The following is a 22,405-nucleotide window of genomic DNA, read 5'->3' on the forward strand; positions in this document are numbered from 1 at the left end:
ATGGCGTATGGCGCCCGTCAGTCGAAGCGGATGTGGCGGATGCCCACGCCCGCCTGCCGCAGCCGGGTCCGTAGCCGGCCCTCGTGGTTGGGGAGCAGGGTCAGCCCGGCCAGGACGGCGACGCGGTCCGCCGTCTTCGGCACCGTGGTGTGGTCCGTCCACAGGTGCTCGGCGAACTCCGGCTCGCTCAGCCGCTCCAGGCAGTGGTCGAGCCGCCGCACCGCCCAGCTCTCCCCGCGCGGCCCGTCCTTCGCCCTCAGCGCGCGGGCGTCCGTTCAGCCGTGTCCGCCGGCCCGTACCAGGCCCGTTTCGTAGGCGAGGACGACGACCTGCACCCGGTCCCGCAGGCCCAGCTTGGTGAGGATGCGGCCCACGTGTGTCTTCACGGTCGCCTCGGAGAGCACCAGCCGGGCCGCGATCTCGCCGTTGGACAGGCCCTGGGCGACGAGCACCATGACCTCCCGTTCGCGCTCGGTGAGCCGTTCCAGCTCCTTGTGCTGGGGCCGGCTGCCGCCACTGGGCAGCATCGGCGCGAAGCGGTCCAGCAGCCGGCGGGTGGTGGACGGGGCGACCACGGCGTCGCCGCTGTGCACCGCGCGGATCGCGGCGAGCAGTTCGCCCGGCGGCACGTCCTTGAGCATGAAGCCGGAGGCGCCCGCCTTCAGCCCGGAGAAGGCGTACTCGTCGAGGTCGAAGGTGGTGAGGATGAGCACCTTGGGCGGGTCGGTGTCCGCGCAGATCCTGCGGGTGGTCTCCACGCCGTCGAGCTTGGGCATGCGGACGTCCATCAGCACCACGTCGACGGCGGTGGAGCGCAGCACCTGGAGGGCCTCGACGCCGTCGCCCGCCTCCGCCACGACCTCCATGTCCGGCTGGGCGGCGAGCACCATCCGGAACCCGGTGCGCAGCAGCACCTGGTCGTCGACGAGCATCACGCGGATCGTCATCGGGCCTCTTCCGTTCGTTCGTGGGGTCGTCGGTCTTCAGGTCGTCACAGGGGGCGTGACAGGTGTCAACAGGGGGCGTGCGCGGACGTCAATGCGCGGGTTTGAGCGGCAGCAGCACACTGATGCGGAATCCTCCGCCCGGACGCGGTCCCGCGTCCAGGGTCCCGCCGACCATGCCGACCCGTTCACGCATGCCGATCAGGCCGTGGCCCTGGCCGTCGAAGCCGCCCTCCTCGTACAGCTCGTGCGGAGCGCCCTTGCCGTCGTCCTCCACGAGCAGGCCCAGCCCGTCGTCGAAGTACACCAGGCGGACGCTGGCGCCCGCGTGGGGGCCGCCGTGCTTGCGGGTGTTGGTGAGCGCCTCCTGCACGATGCGGTAGGCGGTGAGTTCGACACCGCTCGGGAGGGGGCGCGGGGTGCCCTCGACCTTGAAGTCCACGGGCAGTCCGGACTCGCGGCACTGCTCCACGAGGTCCTCGATCTGCCGCACGTCGGGCTGCGGCACGTACTCCCCGGCCTCCTGGTGCTCGCCGGTGCGCAGCACGCCCAGCAGGCGGCGCATCTCGGCGAGGGCCTGGCGGCCGGTGGAGGAGATCGTCTCCAGCGCCTTCTTCGCCTGGTCGGGGGCGGCGTCGAGGACGTAGGCGGCACCGTCGGCCTGCACCACCATCACCGACACGTTGTGGGCGACGACGTCGTGCAGTTCGCGGGCTATCCGGGCGCGTTCGGCGGCGACGGCGACCTTGGCCTGCGCGGCGCGCTCCTTCTCCAGGCGGGCGGCCCGCTCCTCCAGCTGCGCGAAGTACGCGCGGCGGGTGCGGATGGAGTCGCCGAGCACCCACGCGAGGGCGAAGGGAACGGTCTGGAAGATCATGACGGCGAGGTTGGTCGCCATGCCCGCGTCCTCGGTGGGCCAGCGCAGCTGCGCGAGCGGGGCCGCGCACAGGCCGGCGGTGAGCGCGAGGCGGGACGCCCAGCGCGCGCCGACCGCCGCGACGGTGTAGACGATCACCAGCAGGGCGAAGTCGGCGGGCACCGTCGCCACGTCCGCGATCAGCTGCCCCACGCCCACGACGAGGGCGAGGATCAGCATCCGCTCCGGCATGAGGCGGCGCAGCGCGACGACCAGGGAGAGCAGCAGCACGACCGGCACGGTGAGGGCCGGCAGCTCCGTCCCCCGGGACTGCTCCACGGTCGCCCCACCGACGACCGAAAGCCCGAACAGGACCACGGCCCAGAAGCCGTCGACCCAGGTCGGGTGTCTGCGGAGGAAGTCGTAGAGGCGCTGCACGTAACCCAGCGTAGGGAAGCGAAATGCGTGCAGGGGTCAACCGGAGGGCCGATCCCCGGTCGGTACGTGTACTCCGCAAGGTGGAGGCCGCACACGTCCGCGCGCTTAACCTGGGCCGGTGACGACGGCGAGGGCGGGTGCGTGGAACCGGTGACGGCAGAGGCCGGCGAGGGCGGTGAGCGGGGCTGGCGGGCGGCCACCGAGGACGCCCTGTACGGGCCCGGGGGCTTCTACCGCCGCCCCGGCGCGGGGCCGGCCGGGCACTTCCGTACGTCGGTGCACGCCTCGCCGTTGTTCGCCGGGGCCGTGGCGCGGCTGCTGTGCCGGGTCGACGAGGCGCTGGGGCGTCCGGCGGAGCTCGGCTTCGTGGACATGGCGGCCGGGCGGGGCGAACTGGTCACCGGGGTGCTGGCCGCGCTGCCCGCCGATGTGGCGGCACGCACGCGTGCGTACGCGGTGGAGCTGGCCGGGCGGCCCGACGGGCTCGATCAGCGCGTCAAGTGGCGGGCGCGGCCCCCGGAGGAGGTCACGGGGCTGCTCTTCGCCAACGAGTGGCTGGACAACGTACCCGTGGACGTCGCCGAGGTGGACGCGGCGGGCACAGCGCGGCTGGTGCTGGTGCAGGAGGACGGGACCGAGCGGCTCGGGGAGCCGGTCGCCGGTGCGCAGGCCGCGTGGCTGGCGCGCTGGTGGCCCCTGGGGAGCGAACGGGGGCTCCGCGCGGAGATCGGACTGCCCCGGGACCTGGCCTGGGCCGCGGCGGTCCGTGCGGTCGCGCGGGGGCTCGCCGTCGCGGTGGACTACGCGCACACCGCCGCCGCGCGGCCGCCGTTCGGCACGCTGACGGCCTTCCGGGAGGGGCGCGGGACGGCGCCCGTGCCGGACGGGTCGTGCGACATCACCGCCCATGTCGCCCTGGACGCGTGCGCCGCGGCCTGCGCGCTCCCCGGTGCCCGCCTGCTGTCGCAGCGGGACGCCCTGCACGCCCTGGGGGTGAGCGGCGCACGCCCCCCGCTGGCGCTGGCGTCCACCGATCCGGCCGGGTACGTACGCGCCCTCGCGCGCGCCGGTGAGGCGGCCGAGCTCACCGCGCCGGGCGGGCTCGGGGACTTCGGGTGGCTGGTGCAGCCGGCCGGTATCGCGGACGTGCTCGGCGGCTGACGCCCGCCCGGGTCACTTGTCGATGTCGCCCACCACGAAGAACATCGACCCGAGGATCGCCACCATGTCCGCGACCAGCGTCCCCGGCAGCAGCTCGGTGAGCGCCTGGATGTTGTTGTACGACGCCGAGCGCAGCTTCAGCCGGTACGGCGTCTTCTCGCCCTTGCTGACCAGGTAGTAGCCGTTGATGCCGAGCGGGTTCTCGGTCCACGCGTACGTGTGTCCCTCGGGGGCCTTGAGGACCTTCGGGAGCCGCTGGTTGACGGGGCCCGGCGGCAGCTCGGCGAGCCGGTCGAGGCAGGCGTCGGCGAGGTCGAGGGCGTTGTGGGTCTGGGCCAGCAGACACTCGAAGCGGGCCAGGCAGTCGCCCTCCTCGCGGGTCACCACCTTCAGCACGTCACCCAGCTCGCCGTAGGCGAGGTACGGCTCGTCGCGGCGCAGGTCGAAGTCGACGCCCGAGGCGCGTCCGATCGGCCCGCTCACCCCGTACGCGTGCACCGCCTCCGGGGACAGCACGCCGACACCGCGCGTGCGGCCCCGGAAGATCTCGTTGCCCAGCACCAGGTCGTCGAAGCGGTCCATGCGGGAGCGCACGTCGGCGACGGCGCCGCGCGCGCGTGCGGTCCATCCGGCGGGCAGGTCCTCCTTGAGGCCGCCCACGCGGTTGAACATGTAGTGCATGCGCCCACCGGAGACCTCCTCCATGACGTGCTGGAGTTCCTCGCGCTCGGTGAAGGCGTAGAAGATCGGGGTGATGCCGCCGAGTTCCAGCGGATAGGAGCCGAGGAACATCAGGTGGTTGAGCACCCGGTTCAGCTCCGCGAGGAGCGTGCGCAGCCACACGGCGCGCTCGGGGACCTCCATGCCGAGCATCCGCTCCACGGCGAGGACCACACCCAGCTCGTTGGAGAAGGCCGACAGCCAGTCGTGGCGGTTGGCCAGCACGATGATCTGACGGTAGTCGCGGGCCTCGAACAGTTTCTCCGCGCCCCGGTGCATGTAGCCGATCACGGGCTCCGCGCGGACGATGCGTTCGCCGTCCAGGACGAGCTTCAGCCGAAGCACCCCGTGCGTGGACGGATGCTGCGGTCCGATGTTGAGCACCATGTCGGTGCTCTCCGCCGCGCCGCCGATGCCGACCATGGTCTCCGTCGTGGGAGTCATGAACACAGTCTCCCCTACGTACGCTTGCCCCATGGAGACGGGGAGCCCGCGGGACACGGGGCAGGCGGCGACGGGCGGCACGGCGGCGGAGCCGGCGGGCGCGGGGGACGAGCCGGTGTGGATCGCGCTGCCGCCCGGACTGCTGAGGATGCGACGGCTGCTGCTGGTGGTGTGGCTGGGGCTGCTGACCCTGGCCACCGGACTGGTGCCGGGGCTGCTGGCCGGACCGGGCTGGGCCGTCTTCGCCGCACTGCCGCTGGCCGTACTGGTCTGGGGGTGGGTGATGCTGGAGCGGAACTGGCGTTCCTGGCGGTACGCGGAGCGCGCCGACGACCTCCTGATCAGCCGGGGCGTCCTGTGGCGCGAGGAGACGGTCGTGCCGTACGGGCGGATGCAGCTGGTCGAGGTCACCTCCGGACCCGCCGAACGGCACTTCGGGCTGGCCAGCGTGCAGCTGCACACGGCGGCCGCGGCGACCGACGCGACCATCCCGGGTCTCGAGCCGGCCGAGGCGGAACGGCTGCGCGACCGGCTCACGGAGCTCGGCGAGGCCCGATCGGCGGGGCTGTGACGGCCCCTGACGTCCACGAGGACGTACGCGACCGGCCGCCCCTGACCGAGAGGCGGCTGCACCCGGTCACGCCCTTCAGGCGGGCGTGGGCGCCCGTCGCCGTGCTGATCGGGTGGGCCGTGCACGACCCCGACCAGGCGCAGCGCCAGCTGACCCGGCTGACGACCACCACCCTGCTGATCGGCCTCGCCGTCCTCATCCCGGCCGCCGCCCTCTACGGCTTCCTGAGCTGGTGGTTCACCCGCTTCGCGGTGACCGAGAGCGAGCTGCGCATCCGCACCGGGCTGCTGTTCCGGCGCACCGCGCACATCCGGCTGGAGCGGATCCAGGCCATCGACGTCACCCAGCCGCTGCTCGCACGGGTGGCGGGCGTGGCGAAACTCAAACTCGACGTCATAGGCACCGACAAGAAGGACGAACTGGCCTTCCTCGGCGCCGGCGAGGCACGTGCGCTGCGCGCCGAACTCCTCGCGCGGGCGGCGGGTTTCGCCCCGGAGACGGCGCACGAGGTCGGCGAGGCGCCGTCCCGGCAGATGCTGCGGGTGCCGCCGGGTGTGCTCGCCGTCTCGCTGCTGCTGACCGGCGCGACCTGGGGGTGGTTCATCGTCGCGGCCGTCGCGCTGCCGCTGCTGTGGGCGGCCACCCACAGCCTGTGGACCGTGCTCGCCGCGGCCGTGCCGATGCTGGGCGCGGCGGGCGCGAGCAGCGTGGGACGGTTCGTCACCGAGTACGACTGGACGCTGGGCGAGTCGCCCGACGGGCTGCGCATCGACCACGGGCTGCTGGACCGGGCGCACGAGACGGTGCCGCCGGGGCGGGTGCAGACCGTACGGGTCGTCGAGCCGCTGCTGTGGCGGCGGCGCGGCTGGGTGCGCGTGGAGCTGGACGTGGCGGGGTCCTCGAACTCCCTGCTGCTGCCGGTCGCCCCGCGCGAGCTGGCCGAGTCGGTCGTCGCGCGGGTGCTGCCCGGGGTGAGCGTGCCCCCGCGCGAGGCGCTCGTCCGGCCGCCGCGCCGCGCGCGGTGGTGCGTGCCGCTGTGGTGGCGCGGTTACGGGCTGACCGTCACCGACGCGGTGTTCGCCGCGCGGCACGGGCTGCTGCGCCGCAGCCTGGCCCTGGTGCCGCACGCCAAGGTGCAGAGCGTGCGGCTGGTCCAGGGGCCCTGGCAGCGGGCGCGCGGAGTGGCCGACGTCGTGGTGGACACCGGCGCCAACAAGTCGGTCACGGCGCACCTGCGCGACGCCGCGGAGGCGGCGGCCCTGCTGCGGTCCCAGGCGGAACGATCCCGCACCGGCCGCAGGGACGCCCGCCCGGACCGCTGGATGGCCTGACCACCCCACACCGTGCGCCCTTCCGGACCCGATGACCCGACAGACCCACGGCACCGAGGCACGCGCCCCTACGCCCCCTGGACGGCCGCCCGCCTGCCGACCGGGGTGGGCGGGCTGCCCACCCCCGCCCCGTGGCAGGACATACGCCGCCCGCGCGCGGCGAAACGGAGAGCCGCCGTGCCCCGGCGACGGCTGACACGACGGCCGCGGACGACGCGCCCGCACCCGCCCACCCCCCGACCCGGGCAGGAGCGGCCCACCCGCCCCGTGGGAGGACGTACGCCGCCCGCGCGTGGCGGGACGGAGAGCCGCCGTGCCCCGACGACGAGGGCGCGTCGGTCGAGGGCGCGGTACGGGCGCAGGAGGGCCGGAACGGCGACGGGGCCCCGCGCGTGGTGTGCGGGGCCCCGTCGGTGGTCGGTGGTTCAGGATGCGGCGCTGCGCAGGCCCTGGACGTCGATGTGTTCCGTCTCGTCGTGCTCGGTCAGGTCGATGACCTGGCCGGCCCGGCGGGCGTCCTCGTCGGCCGGCTTGTACCCCGACTCGGCCTCGGCCTTGTGCAGCGCGAGTGCCTCCTGGCCGACGACATCGGCGAGGTCCTCGTTCTGCACGGCGTCCAGGGCGGAGCCGTCCGTCTCCTTCTTCGTGCCGAAGAAGTCGAAACCGTCCCCGGACACGGGACGTCGTACCGGCGCCGTCGGCGGGACGACCGCCACCGCGGTCGGCACGGTGAAGTGTCCGGAGGGCTGCCGTGCGGGCCGGTCGGGAGAGGCGGCCGGGGTGGTGGAGGCGGCGGCGTGCTCATGGTCGCCGGCCGCCTCGGGCCGACCCTCGGCGTCGTCCTCCTGCGCCTGCTCGGGCCCGGGGTTCCGGGTGGGCTCGGGGCCGTCGTCCTCGGGGGTCCGGTCACCCTTCGGGGAATCGTCCCTGCGCTCCGGGGCCGCTTCGTCCTGCGGCGTGTCACCGGCGGGGCTGCCGGTGACGTCAGGGGCGTCCGCGCGGTTCGCTGCGGAGTCGGCCTCCCCGGCGGCGTCGGCGTCGGCGTCGGCCTCGCCCTCGGCCTGGTCGGTGTCCTCACCGTCGGCGTCCGCGGCGAACCGTCGCAGGGCCGCGTCGGCGCGCAGGAAGAGCTTGGAGCCCTCGGGCGAGAAGACCGCGGGAGTCCTCGTCTCCTCCCCGGTGTCCGTCCCGTCCTCCGCCGGCGTCTCGGCCACCGCCTCCGTGGACGTCTCGGCGGGCTCCGGTCCGGCGGATGCCGCCGACGGACCGGCCGGCAGCGCGCGGGCCGGGACCGTGGCCTCTATCTCGAGCACCCGGCGCTCCTCCAGGACGCTCGCCCGGTCGACCTCCGCCGCCGCGTACCGCCGCAGCAGCGACGCGTGCTCGTTGCGCAGCCCGGCCAGTTCCGCACGCTTGGCGCGCAGCCGCTGATCGAGTTTCATACGCAGCTCACGCGACTCCTCGAGGTCCGACTCGAGTTCGGCGACCCGTTCCTCGAAACGCCACTCGTCGCTCGCACGCGCGCGCGTGAGATCGGCGACGCGTTTACCCGCCTGGGCGTCCCAGTGCCGCATCACGACGGCGCCGACAACCGCGGTGACCGCGGCGACCGCGGCCAGGACACGCAGCACCATCGGTTGCGTGAACACCCAGGGCCCCAGGGCGCAGACGACGGAGACGCCTGCGATCGCCGACGGGGGCAGCATCCTGTGCAGGGGCGGGGAATGACGGTGACGTCCACGTGGCATGGCCAGAAACTTACCGCGCGTAGGCGAATCATGGTGCCCCGGCCCGCAAAAACAAAGCCACGCCGAGGGTTTCACAGGGCATCAGGGAACTCGACGTGAACGTGAATAGACACATCACCCGAATTAATCAAGATCATTTATTGCCCGGAGGCTCACCGGAAGGCGGTGAAGTCACCCCCGTCGCATCGCACTTCACACAGGACCGCACCGCCGCCCACACCCCGGGCCCCGTCCGAACATCCGCTCGCGCGGAGTGAACCTCTCCCTCCGACCCGCCGTCCTAGAGGGCGCAATGTCGCCGGATGCCCGAATCGGCACCGGATCCACGGTCTCTCGCAGAACTACGGGACGCGATGTCTGTCAGGACAGGTGAGGAAATGTCGGGCGGGACGCCGGAACCCACGGGCGGACGACAACCCGAGGGCGGGCACCAACCCGGGGACGGACAGCGGAACTCCGGGGCCGCACGGGGCGTACGCCGACTGCTGCGCGGCCCGCGGCCCGAAGCAGTCCCCGTCCTCGCCGGACGCGCGTGTGCCCTGGTGGGGCTCCTGGACATCGCCGCGGGCGTCTTCCCCCGCTTCCGGCACAGCCGTATGCACGCGCTCGCCGAGGTGCTGCCCGGCGCCCTCGGCCCCTTCGCGGCCGCCCTCTCGCTCAGCGTCGGCGTGCTGTTGCTGCTGCTCGCGCACGGGCTCAAGCGGGGCAAGCGGCGGGCCTGGCGGGCCGCCGTCACCCTGCTGCCGGCCGGCGCCGTCGCCCAGTTCACCTACCGCCACTCCCTCCTCGGCGTGCTGCTCACCCTCGCGCTGCTCGCGCCCCTGCTGCGCCACCGCGACCAGTTCACCGCGCTGCCCGACCCGCGCAGCCGGTGGCGGGCGCTGGCCAACTTCGTTCTGATGGGCGCCGGTTCGCTGCTCCTGGGCCTGGTCGTCGTCAACGCCCACCCCGGACCGCTGGTCGACGACCCGAGCCTCGCCGACCGCCTCACCCACGTGCTGTACGGCCTCTTCGGCTTCGAGGGCCCGGTCGACTACCGGGGCGACGCCTCCTGGACGGTCGCCTTCTGCCTCGGCGCACTCGGTCTGCTCACCGCCGTCACCACCATCTACCTGGCCTTCCGCCCCGAACACCCGGCCGCGCGGCTCACCGAGGACGACGAGGCGCGGCTGCGCGACCTGCTCGCCCGGCACGGTTCCCGTGACTCCCTCGGCCACTTCGCGCTGCGCCGCGACAAGGCCGTCGTCTTCTCCCCCAGCGGCAAGGCAGCGGTGACCTACCGCGTGGTCTCCGGGGTGATGCTCGCCAGCGGTGACCCGATCGGTGACGTCGAGGCCTGGCCCGGTGCCATCGAGCGCTTCATGGACGAGGCCAGAGCCCACTCCTGGACCCCCGCCGTCATGGGCTGCTCGGAGACCGGCGGTGAGGTGTGGACCCGCGAGACCGGGCTCGACGCCCTCGAGCTGGGCGACGAGGCGGTGGTGGACGTCGCGGATTTCTCCCTCGCCGGCCGCGCGATGCGCAACGTGCGCCAGATGGTCAAGCGCATCGAGCGGGCCGGTTACGAGACCCGGGTACGACGGGTGAGTGACCTCGGGGAGGCCGAGCTGGAGCGGATCCGGCGCGCCGCCGCCGACTGGCGCGGCACGGACACCGAGCGCGGCTTCTCCATGGCACTGGGCCGGGTCGGCGACCCCGCCGACGGCGACTGCCTGGTCGCCACGGCGCACAAGAACGGCGCCCGGACGGAGGAGTACGGGGATCTCAAGGCGATCCTGCACTTCGTCCCGTGGGGCACGGAGGGCGTCTCACTGGACCTGATGCGCCGTGACCGCTCGGCCGACCCGGGGATGAACGAACTGCTGATCGTGGCCGCGCTCCAGTCCGCCCCGCGGTTCGGCATCGCGCGGGTCTCCCTCAACTTCGCCATGTTCCGCTCGGCGCTGGCGCGCGGCGAGAAGCTCGGCGCGGGACCGGTGCTGCGGGCCTGGCGCGGGCTGCTGCTCTTTCTCTCCCGCTGGTTCCAGATCGAATCCCTGTACAAGTTCAACGCCAAGTTCCGGCCGCGATGGGAACCGCGCTTCGTCGTCTACCGCGCGTCGGCCGATCTGCCGCGCATCGGCTTCGCGGCCATGCAGGCGGAAGGTTTCCTCGATCTCGCCCTCCCCCTGCCCCGGTTCCTGCGCCGCCGCCCCTCCCCACCACGCCCCTGCGCCCACCGGCCGGCGGCGGACCCCGCCCGCCCCCGAACGGAAAACACCGCCCGCGCGGCGTGACCCGTGCCCGGCGGAACGTACATCCCCCGCGATGCGACTCACCCTCCGCCGGTCCCTCCGCCGGTCCCTCCGCCGGTCCCTCCGTCGGTGAAACGCGCCCTCCGCGCGGCGTGACCCCTCCCGGGCCGCGGCACACCCCGGCCGCCCCCTGGGCCTACGCTGAACATATGAGCAATCACAGCGGACGCCACCAGGTCGCGGGCCTTCCTCACTGGGACCGGTGCGCGGTCATGGGAGTCGTGAACGTCACCCCCGACTCCTTCTCCGACGGCGGCCGCTGGTTCGACACGACGACCGCCGTCAAGCACGGCCTCGACCTGGTCGCCCAGGGCGCCGACCTGATCGACGTCGGCGGCGAGTCCACCCGGCCAGGCGCCACCCGGGTCGACGAGGCCGAGGAGCTCAGGCGCGTCATACCGGTGGTGCGCGGTCTCGCCGCCGAAGGGGTGACCGTCTCCGTCGACACCATGCGCGCGTCCGTCGCCGAACAGTCCCTCGCGGCCGGCGCCGCCCTCGTCAACGACGTCAGCGGCGGCCTCGCCGACCCGGCCATGATCCCCGTCGTGGCCGACGCCGGAGCCCCCTTCGTCGTCATGCACTGGCGCGGCTTCCTGGAAGGCGTCAACGTCAAAGGCGTGTACGCCGACGTCGTCACCGAGGTCACGGACGAGCTGCACGCGCGCGTGGCGGCCGTCCTGGAGGGCGGCATCGCCGCCGACCGTGTGATCGTCGACCCTGGCCTCGGTTTCTCCAAGGACGCCGGCCACGACCTGGCCCTGCTCGCCCACCTCGACCGCCTCCTGGGCCTGGGCCACCCCGTCCTCGTCGCCGCCTCCCGCAAACGGTTCCTCGGCCGCGTCCTGGCCGGCCCGGACGCCCCGCCCCCGCCCGCCCGCGAACGCGACGCGGCCACCGCCGCCGTCTCCGCCCTCGCCGCGCACGCCGGCGCCTGGGCGGTCCGCGTGCACGAGGTCCGCGCGACCGCGGACGCCGTACGGGTCTCCCGCGCGATGGAGCAGGCGCGTACGGCCCATCCCACACCCTCCGATTCCGGCGCGCACGGCGCAGAAGGAGCCCGGTGACCGCACCCCACACCGATGTCGAGCAGGTGGAAGCCGCCAACACCGCCTTCTACGAGGCAGTGGAGCGCGGCGACTTCGAAGAGGTCGCCGCACACTGGCTCAGCCCGGCCGACCTCGGCGTCGACGAGACGTACCACGACCCCGCGGACAGCGGGGTGGTCTCCTGCGTCCACCCCGGCTGGCCGGTGCTCACCGGCCGCGGGGAGGTCCTCAGGTCGTACGCCCTGATCATGGCGAACACCGACTACATCCAGTTCTTCCTCACCGATGTGCACGTCTCCGTCACCGGCGACACGGCCCTGGTGGCCTGCACCGAGAACATCCTCAGCGGAGGTCCCGCCCCCGAGGCCGGGGAGGAGCTGGGGCCGCTGGTCGGGCAGCTCGTCGTCGCCACCAACGTGTTCCGGCGCACCCCGTCCGGCTGGAAGCTCTGGTCGCACCACGCCTCCCCGGTGCTCGCCGAGGAGGACGAGACCGACGACGACGACACACCCGGCCCGGGCCTCCCGGACTGAGCCCCGGACCCGGAACGTGGCCGGGATCACGGCACGGGGCCCGAAGACCGCCGACAGCCGGTGAGCACCCGCCCTCCGCAGGGCAAACGGATGGTGAAGCCTCCGGACACCGGCCCGCGGCGGCACCCCGGGGCACCGGCGCCGTCGGTGCCCGCGGGTAGATTCGAGGCAGGCCGGTGTGCCCTCCGCACAGGGCACCGGCCGGCCGGACCGACGACTGCAGGAGTGATTCGCGTGGATCGTGTCGCGCTGCGCGGCCTGAAGGCCCGCGGGCACCACGGTGTGTTCCCGAAGGAACGCGAGGAGGGCCAGACCTTCATCGTGGACCTCGTTCTCGGCCTGGACATCCGGCCGGCCGCGGCCGACGACGACCTGACGAAGACGGTGCACTACGGCATCGTGGCGGAGGAGGTCGTGGCCGTCGTCCAGGGCGAGCCCGTCAATCTGATCGAGACGCTCGCCGAGCACATCGCCCAGGTCTGTCTGAAGCACGACGTGGTGCGAGAGGTCGAGGTGTGCGTCCACAAACCGGACGCGCCGATCACCGTGCCCTTCGACGACGTGACCGTCACCATCACCCGGAGCCGCGTATGACCAGGCCGTCCACCACGGGCCACACCGACCCGACCGTCCAGCCCGTCCCCGCCTCCGTGGTCGAGCGGGTCGACGCCGCGGACAGCACCCTGCAGAACCCGAAGCGGGCCGTGGTCTCCCTCGGCGCCAACCTGGGCAACCGTCTGGAGACCCTCCAGGGGGCCGTGGACGCGCTGGAGGACACTCCGGGCGTCCGGGTCAAGGCCGTCTCTCCCGTCTACGAGACGGAGCCGTGGGGCGTCGAGCCGGGCAGCCAGCCCTCGTACTTCAACGCGGTCGCGGTGCTGAAGACCACCCTGCCCCCGTCCTCCCTGCTGGAGCGGGCACAGGCCGTGGAGGAGGCCTTCCACCGGGTCCGGGACGAGCGCTGGGGCCCGCGCACCCTGGACGTGGACATCGTCGCCTACGCCGACCTCCACTCCGACGACCCCCTGCTCACCCTCCCCCACCCGCGCGCCCACGAGCGGGCCTTCGTGCTCGCTCCCTGGTACGACGTCGACCCCGAGGCGGAGCTCCCCGGCCGCGGCCCGGTCGCCGATCTCCTCGGATCGGTCACCCGGGAGGGCGTGACGCCCCGCGCGGACCTGGAACTCCGGCTGCCCGAGTAGCCGTTAAGGTCGAGACGACCACTTTCCGGGGCACCGGTCCGGGGGAACGCGAAGGGACACCGTGAAAGAGCTGCGCATCAGGGTCCTGGCCGGCGTCTTCGCCGTCGCCGGGATCCTGTCCTGGGCCGGCGCCCGCCTGTGGAACTCCTTCGGGACCCTGCCGAGCGTGCCCGTGGCCGCGCCCATCGTCCTCGCCCTGATCGCGGTGGTCCTCGCGGCCACCGCGCTGTCCCTGCGGGCCCGCCTCAGGGCACAGCGCGAGCGGCAGCACGACGCCAAGGGGGTCGACCCGCTGATGGCGGCCCGCGCGGTCGTGTTCGGGCAGGCCAGCGCCCTGGTCGCGGCCCTGGTCGCCGGCATGTACGGCGGCACGGGGGTCTTCCTGCTGGAATCCCTGGACATCCCCGCCCGCCGCGACCAGGCCATCTACGCCGGCTTCTCGGTCCTCGCGGGCATCGGCGTCATAGCGGCGGCCATCTTCCTGGAGCGCGTCTGCAAACTCCCGGAGGACGACGACGACAACGGCGGCCCGGGCGCGGCACCGGCGGCCTGAAGCGACGCCCGAGCCCAGGCGAGAGCCGCGGCGAGCGGCGCGCGGTCGTCCGGACGGCGCCCCGCGGTGTGCCGCGCGTCAGCGCGCCATGATCAGGCTCATCGCCTCGTTGCGCGTCGTGGCGTCCCGCAGCTGACCGCGCACGGCCGAGGTGAGGGTCTTCGCACCGGGCTTGCGGATGCCCCGCATCGACATGCACATGTGCTCGCACTCCACGACCACGATCACCCCGCGCGGCTCCAGGATGTCCATCAGCGAGTCCGCGATCTGCGTGGTGAGCCGCTCCTGCACCTGCGGGCGCCGGGCGTACACGTCGACGAGCCGGGCCAGCTTGGACAGTCCCGTGATCTTCCCGCTGGTGGCCGGGATGTACCCGACGTGCGCCACGCCCCGGAACGGCACCAGGTGGTGCTCACAGGTCGAGTACACCTCGATGTCCTTGACGAGCACCATCTCGTCGTGACCGAGGTCGAACGTGGTCGTCAGCACGTCCTCCGGCTTCTGCCACAGTCCGGCGAAGATCTCCCGGTACGCCCGCGCCACCCGTGCCGGAGTCTCCAGCAGGCCCTCCCGGTCCGGGTCCTCGCCGACCGCGATCAGGAGTTCCCGTACGGCGTTCTGCGCCCGCTTCTCGTCGAACTCGCCGATGGGGGCTATGCCGTCCAGCGTCACGGGGTCGGTCATGAGATGCCTCGTTCCTGTGCCTTCACGCGTGCCGGGCACGCGTCTCAACTGCGGGTACGCAAAAACGCCGCGTCCCCCAGGCTAGAACCAGGGGGACACGGCATCCATTCCGGGCCCGACGGGCGCCGATGAGCCTCGGATCAGCTCTCGGGGCGCTCCTCCGGGGTCCGCTCCGGCGCCGGGGCGGGCTCCGCCGCGGTGCTCTTGGCGGTGGTGATGGCCGGCGTCGCGCCGTTCGCCCCGTTCGTCAGGGCCAGCTCCTTGGGGGAGAGGACCGGCGGACGGGTGGACGGCGTACGGCGCGAGGAACCGGTCCAGGCGGGCCTGGGCGGGCGCTTGACGATCGGCGCGAAGATCTCGGCGATCTCCTCCTTGCCCAGCGTCTCCCGCTCCAGGAGGGCCAGGACCAGGTTGTCGAGGACGTCGCGGTTCTCGACCAGGATCTCCCACGCCTCGTTGTGCGCGGTCTCGATGAGCTTCTTGACCTCTTCGTCGACCAGCGCGGCGACCTCTTCCGAGTAGTCCCGCTGGTGAGCCATCTCACGGCCGAGGAACGGCTCGGTGTTGTCACCGCCGAACTTGATCGCGCCGAGCCGCTCGGTCATGCCGTACTGCGTGACCATCGCGCGGGCCAGGCCGGTGGCCTTCTCGATGTCGTTGGCAGCACCGGTGGTCGGGTCGTGGAAGACGAGCTCCTCCGCCGCGCGGCCGCCCAGCATGTACGCCAGCTGGTCCAGCATCTCGTTGCGCGTGGTGGAGTACTTGTCCTCGTCCGGCAGGACCATGGTGTAGCCGAGGGCGCGGCCTCTGGACAGGATGGTGATCTTGTGGACCGGGTCGGAGTTCGGTGAGGCCGCCGCGACCAGGGCGTGACCGCCCTCGTGGTACGCGGTGATCTTCTTCTCCTTGTCCGACATGATCCGGGTCCGCTTCTGCGGCCCCGCCACCACACGGTCGATCGCCTCGTCCAGCATGTGGTTGTCGATCAGCTTCTGATCGCTGCGCGCGGTCAGCAGCGCGGCCTCGTTCAGCACGTTGGCCAGGTCGGCACCGGTCATGCCGGGGGTGCGGCGGGCGACGGCCGACAGGTCGACGTCCGGGGCGACCGGCTTGCCCTTCTGGTGCACCTTGAGGATCTCCAGCCGGCCCTGCATGTCCGGGCGGTCGACCGCGATCTGGCGGTCGAAGCGGCCGGGCCGCAGAAGGGCCGGGTCGAGGATGTCGGGCCGGTTCGTCGCGGCGATGAGGATCACGCCGCCCTTGACGTCGAAGCCGTCCATCTCGACGAGGAGCTGGTTCAGGGTCTGCTCACGCTCGTCGTGGCCACCGCCGAGGCCGGCGCCGCGGTGACGGCCGACCGCGTCGATCTCGTCGACGAAGACGATCGCGGGAGCGTTGGCCTTGGCCTGCTCGAACAGGTCACGGACCCGGGAGGCGCCGACGCCGACGAACATCTCGACGAAGTCGGAACCGGAGATCGAGTAGAACGGCACACCGGCCTCGCCCGCGACGGCACGCGCGAGCAGGGTCTTACCGGTTCCGGGCGGGCCGTAGAGCAGCACACCCTTGGGGATCTTGGCGCCGACGGCCTGGAACTTCGCCGGCTCCTGCAGGAACTCCTTGATCTCGTGGAGTTCCTCCACAGCCTCCTCGGAGCCCGCGACGTCGGCGAACGTCGTCTTCGGGGTGTCCTTGGTGATGAGTTTCGCCTTGGACTTGCCGAAGTTCATGACGCGGGAGCCGCCGCCCTGCATCTGATTCATCAGGAACAGGAAGACGACCACGATCAGGACGAACGGCAGCAGCGACAGCAGAATGCTCACGAACGGGTTCTGCTTCGACGGCGAGACCGTGTAGCCGTCCGGGATCTGCTCGTTCTGGAACTTGTCCTGCAGCGTATTGGCGATGGTGACGCCCTGGTCACCGATGTAGCTCGCCTGAATCTTCGAGCTGCCCTCGATCTTCTGATCGTCCTTGAGCTGGACCTTGATGATCTGCTCGTCGCCGGTGGTCAGCTTGGCCTGTTCGACCTTGTTCTCATTGATCGCCTGGACGACCTGGCCCGTGTCCACCGTCTTGTAGCCGCCGGACGAGCCGACGACCTGCATCAACACGACCACGGCAAGGACGGCCAGCACGATCCACATGACCGGCCCACGGAAGTATCGCTTCACGTCCATCCATACGGAGCGGTGCCGCCCCGTCCCTCCTGCCATAGTGAGTTTGATAAAGACTGTTCTTCGGACGGTACCCCAGCATTGCCCCCCGAAGCTGCGGGGGACAGCCGGCATTCGCGTCCACGCATGCTCCAACGCCGCGGAGCCCGCCGGGGTTCCCGATCACCGTACGGCGGGCAGGACCCCGGCGTTCAGCCGCCGTAGACGTGAGGGGCGAGCGTACCGACGAACGGAAGGTTGCGGTACTTCTCGGCGTAATCGAGGCCGTAACCCACGACGAACTCGTTGGGAATGTCGAAGCCCGCCCATTCCACGTCGATGGCGACCTTGGCCGCCTCCGGCTTGCGCAGCAGCGTGCACACCTTGAGGGAGGCGGGCTCGCGCGAGCCGAGGTTGGAGATCAGCCAGGACAGGGTCAGCCCGGAGTCGATGATGTCCTCGACGATCAGGACGTGCCGGCCCTTGATGTCGGTGTCGAGGTCCTTGAGGATCCGCACCACACCGGAGGACTGGGTGCCCGCCCCGTACGACGAGACGGCCATCCAGTCCATGGTGACGGGGGTGGACAGCGCCCGCGCGAGGTCGGCCATGACCATCACCGCGCCCTTGAGCACGCCGACGATCAGCAGGTCCTTGCCCGCGTACTCCGCGTCGATCTTCGCGGCCAGCTCCGCCAGCTTCGCGTCGATCTCTTCCTTCGTGATGAGCACCTTCTCGAGGTCGGCACCCATGTCTTTCGCGTCCACCCGCATCACTTTCGTCGTCCCAGCGGCCGGTCCGGTCCGCCCCGCGACTGGTACGGGTCGGTGGGGTCCGGATTCAGCCCTGCCGAATCACCAGTCTGCCACCCTGCCGGCGGACGACGACCCGGCCGGGGAGATTGATGGCCCCCTGGCCGCGCCAGCCGGTGATCAGCCGGTCGACCTCCTCGATGTGGCGGGCGAACAGCGAACCGGCCGGGGCGCCGGCCTCGATGGCGGCGCGGCGCAGCACACGGCGGCGCACGGCGGGCGGCAGGGCGTGCAGCGCGGCGCACTCCAGGCGGCCGTCGGCGTCCCGCACGCCGGCCTCGGCCCGGCCGGCCCACGCGTCCAGGGCGTCGGCGTCGTCGCGGGAGAGCTGGGCCGTACGGGCGAGGGCCTCGACGACGCCCTTGCCGAGGGCCTTCTCCAGGGCGGGCAGGCCCTCGTGGCGGAGCCGGGAGCGGGTGTAGGCGGGGTCGGCGTTGTGCGGGTCGTCCCAGACCGGGAGGGACTGCACCATGCAGGCCGTGCGGGCGGTCTGCCGGTCGAGCTGGAGGAAGGGGCGCCGGTAACGGCCGCCGGCCCCCGAGACCGCGGCCATTCCGGACAGGGAGCGGATGCCGGAGCCGCGGGCGAGGCCGAGCAGGACGGTCTCGGCCTGGTCGTCGCGGGTGTGGCCGAGCAGGACGGCGGCGGCGCCGTGCCGGTCGGCGACCGTGTCCAGGGCGGCGTAGCGGGCGTCCCGGGCGGCTGCCTCCGGCCCGCCCGCCCGTCTCCCTCCACCGCCCCGGTACGAGGCGCCGTGCGCCACCCTCGTCTCGCTGCCGACGGTGACGGCGACGGACTCGACGGGGTCCAGGCCGAGTTCGCGCAGGCGCGCGGCGACTTCGGCGGCGCGCAGGTCGGAGCCGGCCTGGAGGCCGTGGTCGACGGTGACGCCGCCGGCGCGCAGGCCGGCACGGGGGGCTTCGAAGGCGAGGGCGGAGGCGAGCGCCATGGAGTCGGCGCCGCCGGAGCAGGCCACGAGCACGAGTGGGGAGGAGGACCGCTCGTGCGAGAGCCGGCCGGGCGTTCGGCCGTGGTCGTCGAGGATGTCGGTCAGGACGCGGCGGACCGCCAGGCGTATCGCCGCGACCGCAGGATGGGGACCCATGTCCGGTTCCCTTCATGAAGTTTTCGGGGGGTGAGCCCGAGGTTCGGTCACTCAGAGTGTGTAGATGGTGACAGAACCGGGCCGTTCCCCGAGCATTGCACGCCTGCCCGGGACCCACGGTCCCTCGGACGGGTGATTGGAGGGGCGCCCGTCTGCCATCGGCCGGATACGTCGCATGACCGGGGGCGCGGGGCTCATGCTTCCGGTTTGCGGTGCACCCGGGTGACCCAGTCCGCCGGTTTGGCGATCTCCGCCTTGGTGGGGAGCGTGTTGGGCGAGGTCCACACCCGGTTGAAACCGTCCATGCCCACCTCGTCGACGACGGCGCGCACGAAGCGTTCGCCATCGCGGTACTGCCGGAGCTTGGCGTCCAGTCCGAGCAGTTTGCGCAGGGCCATGTCCAGGCGGGAGGCGCCCTTGGCGCGGCGCTGCTGGAACTTCTCGCGGATCTCGGCGACGCTCGGCACGACCTCCGGTCCGACGCCGTCCATCACGAAGTCGGCGTGGCCCTCCAGCAGCGACATCACGGCGGTGAGCCGGCCGAGGATCTCGCGCTGCGCGGGCGTCTGCACGACCTCGACGAGGGAGCGCCCGTCGTCGCCCTCCTCGCCCTCGGGCCGCCCGCCGACGAGCGACTGCGCGGCCTCGCGGACGCGTTCGAGGAGGGTCATGGGATCGACGTCGGTCTCCTCCAGGAACGACTGGATCTCGCCCTCCAGGTGGTCCCGCAGCCAGGGCACGGCGGTGAACTGGGTGCGGTGGGTCTCCTCGTGGAGGGTCACCCACAGGCGGAAGTCGTGGGGATCGACGTCGAGTTCGCGTTCGACGTGGACGATGTTGGGGGCGACGAGGAGCAGCCTGCCGCCGCCGTTCGCACCGGCCGGGAGGTCGCGGGTGGCGGGGGCGAAGGTCTCGTACTGGCCGAGGACGCGGGAGGCGAGGAACGACAGCAGCATGCCCAGTTCCACGCCGGTGACCTTGCCGCCGACGGCGCCGAGGACCGCGGTGCCGCGGCGTTCCTGCATCTTGTCGAGGAGCGGTTTGAGCAGTTCGCGGAAGCCGGCGACGTTGGCCCGGACCCAGCCGGGGCGGTCGACGACGAGGAGCGGGGTGTCGTGGGTCTCCTCGGTGCCCAGGCCGGTGTAGCCGCGGACGTGTTCCTCCGAGGCCTTCGCGTGCCGGCGCAGTTCCGCGACGACGGCCCGGGCCTCGTCGCGGCTCACGTCGGGGCCCGGCCGCATGAGCCGGGTCGCGGTCGCGACCGCGAGATTCCAGTCGACCATCCCGGAAGAGGCAGCACCACCGATGCTCGTCATGGGTCAACGGTACGTGAGCGCTGCCGCTGGGGGCAGGGCGGCGAGGTGGCGGGGGTGAGGCGGGGGCGGGGAGCGGGGGTGGCGCGCCTTCGGGTTTCGCCCCCGCCGCCCCTTCCCGTCCCGTCTCCGGGGGCTTCGCCCCGGACCCCTTGCGCAGTTCCCCGCGCCCCTTCTCAGCGGCAGCCGCAGGTCGCCAAGGCTGTTGCCGCCTTGTCCAGGGCTGTCTGGGCTGCTTGGGGGGCCGGTGTGTCGTTGGCCAGGAAGGCGAAGGCCAGCAGGCGGCCGTCCTGGTCGACGACGGTGCCCGCAAGGGTGTTCACACCGGTGAGCGTGCCGGTCTTGGCGCGGACGACGCCGGCCGCGCCGTCGCCGTAGCGGCCGGCGAGGGTGCCGGTGAAGCCGGCGACGGGCAGGCCGGTGAGGGCGGGGCGCAGCTCGGGGTGGGCGGGGTCGCCGGCCTTGACGAGCAGGGCGGTGAGCAGGTCGGCGGTGAGCCTGTCGCGCCGGTCGAGGCCGCTGCCGTCCTTGACGTCGGCGCCCTTCACGGGGATGCCGAGCTGCCGCAGACGGGCGGTGATCGCCGCCCCGCCGCCGGCGAAGTCGGCGGGTTTGCCGGTGGCGAGGGCGGTGTGCCGCGCGAGGGCCTCGGCGAGGTCGTTGTCGCTGTGGGTCAGCATCCGCTCGACGAGGGAGGCGAGCGGGGGCGAGGAGACCGTGGCGAGGGTGGTGGCCCGGGTGGTGGACTTCGACGGGCCGGGCGGCGTCGCCTTGATGCCGTGCCCCTTCAGGAGGTCGCCGAACTTCCGCGCGGCGTCGGCGGCCGGGTCCGGGACCCTCGGCGCGGGGCCGCTGGTGGAGTCGTCGGTGCGGGCCTCGTCGACCATCAGGGGGGTGACGGCGGCGAGGTTCGGGTTGACGCCGATCGGGTGCACCGTGGTGCCCGTGTAGAGGGTGGTGTCGTACGACAGGGTCACCTCGCGCACACCCCGTTTGGCCAGGGCCGCCGCGCTCCGTTCGGCGAGCTCGCGGAGGCTGGCGAGTCCCCGGGCGTCCTTCCGCGCGGTGAGCGTGGGGTCGCCGCCGCCGACCAGGACGACCTCCTTGGTGTCGGGTTCGTACACCGCGCGGGTGGTGAGGCGGTGGTCGGCGCCCATGGCGGAGAGCGCGGCGACAGCGGTGGCGATCTTCGTGGTGGAGGCGGGGGTCACCGCGTCCCCCGAACCGGTGCCGTACAGCCGTTCGCCGGTGGCCACGTCGACCACGGCGGCGGAGCGGCGGCCGAGCGCCGGGGACGTCAGCAGCGGGTCGAGGATGCCGGTGAGGGTCTTGGCGGCGGGCGCCGACCGCGCGGCGGTGGCGGTGCCGCCGAGGCCGGTGAGCACGGAGGCGGCCGGCGGGGCGGCTCCCGGCCCGCGGGGCGGCGTCCCGGCGTGGGCGCGGCCGCCGCCGTGATCTGTGCCACGCGAGGCTTCGAGGGCCACGGCGCGGTCGCGCTCGGCCGTACGCTGACCCGAGGAGTCCCAGGGACCGGCGGCGGTCACCACACCCGCGGCCAGCGCCAGACCGGCGGTGGCGGCGGTCGCGGTGAACTGCCAGGTCTTCGGCCGCGCGACCCGCGGGGCCTGCGGTGATCCCGGCCGCTCCGGCCGCGCGAACCGCGGCCCGGCGGCCGCGGCGACGCGCGCCAGGCGTGGCCGTACGGTCTCCGCGGCCCGGGCGAGACGCGGCCGTACGGCGCCCGCGATCCGCGCGACATGCGGTCTCGCGGCCCGCCACGGCCTCAGCTCTGGCACGACCACCAGCCCCTTTCGCGATCACACACCTGCGTGAGGGACACTTAATCACCAGAACTATGTGCTGATCATGGAGGAGCGTCCGGTGGAGTTCGACGTCACGATCGAGATCCCGAAGGGTTCGCGGAACAAGTACGAGGTGGACCACGAGACGGGTCGGATCCGCTTGGACCGTCGGCTCTTCACTTCGACCGCCTACCCGACCGACTACGGCTTCGTCGAGAACACCCTCGGCGAGGACGGCGACCCGCTGGACGCGCTGGTCATCCTGGACGAGCCGACGTTCCCGGGCTGCCTGATCCGCTGCCGCGCGATCGGCATGTTCCGCATGACGGACGAGGCGGGCGGCGACGACAAGCTGCTGTGCGTCCCGTCGACGGACCCGCGCGTGGAGCACCTGCGCGACATCCACCACGTGTCGGAGTTCGACCGCCTGGAGATCCAGCACTTCTTCGAGGTCTACAAGGACCTGGAGCCGGGCAAGTCGGTCGAGGGCGCCAACTGGGTGGGCCGGGTGGACGCCGAGGCCGAGATCGAGCGGTCCTACAAGCGTTTCAAGGAGACCGGCGGCCACTGAGCCCCTTCTCCGCCGCACACACAGCAGAACGGGCCGCACTCACGTGTGCGGCCCGTTCTGCTGTGTGTGCGCATACTGAGGCCGTACGGGGCAGGCTTAGGAACGATCTCTCGGACGGTGT

20 protein-coding genes and 1 pseudogene are annotated in these 22,405 nt (G+C 72.7%); 10 read left to right on the forward strand and 11 right to left on the reverse strand.

Annotated features, from left to right (window positions below):
• Positions 1-17: 17 nt before the first annotated feature.
• From ACZ434_RS27590 to ACZ434_RS27600, 3 genes and pseudogenes are all read right to left on the reverse strand, one after another.
• A pseudogene (locus tag ACZ434_RS27590) lies at positions 18-245 on the reverse strand (ATP-binding protein); the annotation flags it as partial.
• Between the two features lie 30 nt (positions 246-275).
• Positions 276-947 carry a response regulator gene (locus ACZ434_RS27595; RefSeq protein ID WP_468460461.1) on the reverse strand — a complete coding sequence of 224 codons (672 nt, stop codon included), beginning with the start codon at positions 945-947 and terminating at the stop codon, positions 276-278.
• Positions 948-1,035: 88 nt separating this feature from the next.
• Positions 1,036-2,238, reverse strand: a complete 1,203-nt coding sequence (locus ACZ434_RS27600; protein ID WP_468460463.1) for a sensor histidine kinase — start codon at positions 2,236-2,238, stop codon at positions 1,036-1,038.
• 150 nt (positions 2,239-2,388) lie between these two features.
• Between ACZ434_RS27600 and ACZ434_RS27605 the strand changes: the two genes are divergently transcribed.
• Positions 2,389-3,399 (forward strand): SAM-dependent methyltransferase, encoded by a 1,011-nt coding sequence (locus ACZ434_RS27605; protein ID WP_468460465.1) that lies wholly within the window; start codon positions 2,389-2,391, stop codon positions 3,397-3,399.
• 12 nt (positions 3,400-3,411) lie between these two features.
• On the opposite strand, the gene ACZ434_RS27610 is transcribed toward ACZ434_RS27605, so the two are convergent.
• The gene (locus tag ACZ434_RS27610; protein WP_468460467.1) at positions 3,412-4,563 is read right to left on the reverse strand and encodes an NADH-quinone oxidoreductase subunit D; all 1,152 of its coding nucleotides are present in this window, start codon (positions 4,561-4,563) and stop codon (positions 3,412-3,414) included.
• Between the two features lie 31 nt (positions 4,564-4,594).
• Between ACZ434_RS27610 and ACZ434_RS27615 the strand changes: the two genes are divergently transcribed.
• Entirely contained in the window at positions 4,595-5,134 is a 540-nt protein-coding gene (locus ACZ434_RS27615; protein WP_468460469.1) for a PH domain-containing protein, read from the forward strand.
• Positions 5,131-6,465 (forward strand): PH domain-containing protein, encoded by a 1,335-nt coding sequence (locus ACZ434_RS27620; protein ID WP_468460471.1) that lies wholly within the window; start codon positions 5,131-5,133, stop codon positions 6,463-6,465. Before ACZ434_RS27615 ends, ACZ434_RS27620 begins: the two co-directional genes overlap by 4 nt.
• Before the next feature lie 425 nt (positions 6,466-6,890).
• Here the strand turns inward: ACZ434_RS27620 and ACZ434_RS27625 are convergent, their stop codons facing one another.
• Entirely contained in the window at positions 6,891-8,213 is a 1,323-nt protein-coding gene (locus tag ACZ434_RS27625; protein ID WP_468460473.1) for a hypothetical protein, read from the reverse strand.
• A 302-nt stretch (positions 8,214-8,515) separates the two neighbouring features.
• Between ACZ434_RS27625 and ACZ434_RS27630 the strand changes: the two genes are divergently transcribed.
• The 6 genes from ACZ434_RS27630 to ACZ434_RS27655 all read left to right on the forward strand — a co-directional run bounded on the left by ACZ434_RS27630 (position 8,516) and on the right by ACZ434_RS27655 (position 13,841).
• Complete coding sequence (locus ACZ434_RS27630) at positions 8,516-10,489, forward strand: phosphatidylglycerol lysyltransferase domain-containing protein (RefSeq protein WP_468460475.1); 1,974 nt, start codon at positions 8,516-8,518, stop codon at positions 10,487-10,489.
• Positions 10,490-10,656: 167 nt separating this feature from the next.
• Complete coding sequence (folP, locus tag ACZ434_RS27635; RefSeq protein ID WP_468460477.1) at positions 10,657-11,571, forward strand: dihydropteroate synthase; 915 nt, start codon at positions 10,657-10,659, stop codon at positions 11,569-11,571.
• Entirely contained in the window at positions 11,568-12,086 is a 519-nt protein-coding gene (locus tag ACZ434_RS27640) for a nuclear transport factor 2 family protein (RefSeq protein WP_468460479.1), read from the forward strand. The genes folP and ACZ434_RS27640 overlap by 4 nt, the downstream gene beginning before the upstream one ends.
• 234 nt (positions 12,087-12,320) lie before the next feature.
• Entirely contained in the window at positions 12,321-12,680 is a 360-nt protein-coding gene (folB, locus tag ACZ434_RS27645) for a dihydroneopterin aldolase (protein WP_215207680.1), read from the forward strand.
• Positions 12,677-13,288, forward strand: a complete 612-nt coding sequence (gene folK, locus ACZ434_RS27650; protein WP_468460482.1) for a 2-amino-4-hydroxy-6-hydroxymethyldihydropteridine diphosphokinase — start codon at positions 12,677-12,679, stop codon at positions 13,286-13,288. The genes folB and folK overlap by 4 nt, the downstream gene beginning before the upstream one ends.
• A 61-nt stretch (positions 13,289-13,349) precedes the next feature.
• Positions 13,350-13,841, forward strand: a complete 492-nt coding sequence (locus tag ACZ434_RS27655; RefSeq protein WP_468460484.1) for a DUF3180 domain-containing protein — start codon at positions 13,350-13,352, stop codon at positions 13,839-13,841.
• A 78-nt stretch (positions 13,842-13,919) separates the two neighbouring features.
• Here the strand turns inward: ACZ434_RS27655 and folE are convergent, their stop codons facing one another.
• From folE to dacB, 6 genes are all read right to left on the reverse strand, one after another.
• Positions 13,920-14,525, reverse strand: coding sequence for a GTP cyclohydrolase I FolE (folE, locus tag ACZ434_RS27660; RefSeq protein WP_468460486.1), 606 nt, complete (start codon positions 14,523-14,525; stop codon positions 13,920-13,922).
• 140 nt (positions 14,526-14,665) lie between these two features.
• Complete coding sequence (gene ftsH, locus ACZ434_RS27665; protein ID WP_468460631.1) at positions 14,666-16,705, reverse strand: ATP-dependent zinc metalloprotease FtsH; 2,040 nt, start codon at positions 16,703-16,705, stop codon at positions 14,666-14,668.
• Positions 16,706-16,893: 188 nt separating this feature from the next.
• Positions 16,894-17,454: a hypoxanthine phosphoribosyltransferase gene (gene hpt, locus ACZ434_RS27670; RefSeq protein WP_468460488.1), complete on the reverse strand. Its 561-nt coding sequence runs from the start codon at positions 17,452-17,454 to the stop codon at positions 16,894-16,896.
• Positions 17,455-17,521: 67 nt separating this feature from the next.
• Entirely contained in the window at positions 17,522-18,598 is a 1,077-nt protein-coding gene (gene tilS / locus ACZ434_RS27675) for a tRNA lysidine(34) synthetase TilS (protein WP_468460491.1), read from the reverse strand.
• A gap of 194 nt (positions 18,599-18,792) precedes the next feature.
• Positions 18,793-19,914, reverse strand: coding sequence for a zinc-dependent metalloprotease (locus ACZ434_RS27680; protein WP_468460493.1), 1,122 nt, complete (start codon positions 19,912-19,914; stop codon positions 18,793-18,795).
• 173 nt (positions 19,915-20,087) lie between these two features.
• Positions 20,088-21,713: a D-alanyl-D-alanine carboxypeptidase/D-alanyl-D-alanine endopeptidase gene (dacB, locus tag ACZ434_RS27685; RefSeq protein ID WP_468460495.1), complete on the reverse strand. Its 1,626-nt coding sequence runs from the start codon at positions 21,711-21,713 to the stop codon at positions 20,088-20,090.
• Between the two features lie 79 nt (positions 21,714-21,792).
• Between dacB and ACZ434_RS27690 the strand changes: the two genes are divergently transcribed.
• On the forward strand, positions 21,793-22,284 hold the full coding sequence (locus tag ACZ434_RS27690) for an inorganic diphosphatase (protein WP_030828087.1): 492 nt from the start codon (positions 21,793-21,795) through the stop codon (positions 22,282-22,284).
• The last annotated feature ends 121 nt before the right edge of the window (positions 22,285-22,405 follow it).

It is taken from the genome of Streptomyces sp. NPDC030893, from assembly GCF_055571535.1.